Source organism: Microbacterium testaceum (assembly GCF_001476655.1).
In the GTDB taxonomy this organism is placed as follows: Bacteria; Actinomycetota; Actinomycetes; order Actinomycetales; family Microbacteriaceae; genus Microbacterium; species Microbacterium testaceum_C.
Genome location: NZ_LDRT01000196.1, coordinates 1 through 1,850, shown reverse-complemented (window position 1 = coordinate 1,850; position 1,850 = coordinate 1). Strand labels below are relative to the sequence as shown.

2 protein-coding genes are annotated in these 1,850 nt (G+C 67.8%); one reads left to right on the top strand and one right to left on the bottom strand.

The features are described 5' to 3' along the window. Positions 1 to 85 precede the first annotated feature (85 nt). Complete coding sequence (locus tag NS220_RS18190) at positions 86 to 1,447, bottom strand: extracellular solute-binding protein (RefSeq protein ID WP_058625387.1); 1,362 nt, start codon at positions 1,445 to 1,447, stop codon at positions 86 to 88. Between the two features lie 201 nt (positions 1,448 to 1,648). On the opposite strand from NS220_RS18190, the gene NS220_RS20315 reads away from it, so the two are divergent. Further along, a partial coding sequence (locus NS220_RS20315) for a hypothetical protein (RefSeq protein ID WP_206543046.1) occupies positions 1,649 to 1,850 on the top strand: 202 nt, incomplete at its 3' end.

Here is a 1,850-nt window from a genome sequence, read left to right as displayed (position 1 = left end):
GCGCGGACGCTCGTCGAGATCGGTCATGGGCGTCTCCGGGGGAGGGAGGGGCGGGCCGCACGGCGGCCCGCCCCGGGTGGGGTGATCAGCGGCTCAGGCGCGACTGCACGTCGGTCTGCGCGGTGCTGAGCAGGGAGGAGATGTCGGCGTTCTGGTCGGTCAGGACCGTCTGGACGACCGTGTCGAGGGCGCCGTACACCTCTTGCGCGTTGTTGACCGGCTCGGCGACGACGGGGATGGATGCCGAGGCGTCGAGGTACGGGGTGAAGTTCGCGCTGGGCACGTTGATGTACGGCGCGATCCAGTCGAAGTACGCGGAGTACTGGCCGCTGTTGACGACCGGGAGCCCCGGGAGTCCCGTGACGGAGCCGGCCTCGTTCGACGCCTTGGCGTCCTCGACGGCGGTGTTCTCATCGAGGAAGCGCTGCAGGTAGAAGAACTTCACCCACTTGACGGCTGCGGCCTGCTGCTCGGCGCTGGCTTTGGGGTCGACGATCTGCACCGTGCCGCCGCCGAGGGTGCCCTCGGCGCCCTTGAGCTGCGGCATCCCGCCGATTCCGAAGCTCTCAGCGGGCAGCTTCAGGTTCTGGACGATGTTGTAGTACGAGTCGCTCGCTCCGATGATCATGCCGATCTTGCCGGCGGCGAAGTCCTGGCCCTGGGTGGGGATGTCGTAGAGGGTGTTCTCGGGCATGGTGCCGTCCTTCCACCGCATGTCGCCGATCAGCTGCAGTGCCTGGGTGGAGGGCTTGTCGTCGAAGGTGGCCTTCGAGCCGTCCTCGTTCTCGACGGTGCCGCCGAACGAGTAGGTCATGCCGGAGAACTGCCAGCCGCCGGTGTTCGCGGTGGTGAGGACGGAGAAGCCCGCGGCGCCCGTCGCGTCGTGGATCTTCTTGGCCGCGGCACGCACCTCGTCCCACGTGGTCGGCGGGGAGGCGGGGTCGAGGCCGGCCTTCGTGAAGAGCTCGCGGTTGTAGACGAGACCGAACGAGTAGGCGTTGGTGGGGATCGCGTAGGCGCGCCCCTCGCTGTTCTCGGCGAGCTTGAGCACCGTGGGGTTGAGGCTGTCGAGGAGGCCCTCGTTCTTCAGCGCGTCGGTGAGGTCGGCCGCCTGGCCGCGCTTGATGAGACCCGCGGGCTCGGTGAGCGGCACGCTCATGACCGTGGGGAGGCTCCCCCCGGCCGAGAGGGCCTGGAAGGTGGAGGCGTCGTAGCTCGTCTCGACCGGCTCGAGCGTGATGTCGGGGTTGGCCTGCTCGAAGGCTTCGACACGCTTGTCGAAGTAGGCGCGGTCCTCGGGGCGATCGGCGCTGGGGCGGTCGCCGATCTGGATCGAGACCTTGCCGTCGGACGTCCCCGGGGAGGGGGAACTGCAGCCGGCGAGGGCCGCGGCCGACAAGCCGCCGAGTGCGATCACGGCGACGACGGAACGGACACGTTTCGTCATTGAAACTCCTTGGCGAAGAGTGGAAGCAAGAGGGAAATCGCTTGCCCTGAGATGTTTAGCACCTCTCGGGCTGAGCGTCAAAGACAGATTTCGAAGCCCGTTCCTTCTGTGTTCTTGCGGTTGACAGAACGTCGAGCGTCTCTCAAACTACTCAAGGCAAGCGCTTGCCCTTCTTCGAATCCGCTCAACGAGGAGACATTCGTGCCCGTCCCCCTGAGATCCCGGTCCCGGCGCGTCTGCGTGGCGTCGGCCGTGTCGGTCGTCCTGCTGTCCATCGCCCTTGCCGCCCCGGCTGCCGCCGACACCCCCTCCGTCTCGCTCAGCCTGGTGGTCACGGGCAACGGCGGGAGCACGCCGGGTGACGGCGGGAGTACCCCCGTCGAGTCCCCGGCCCCCGTTCCCC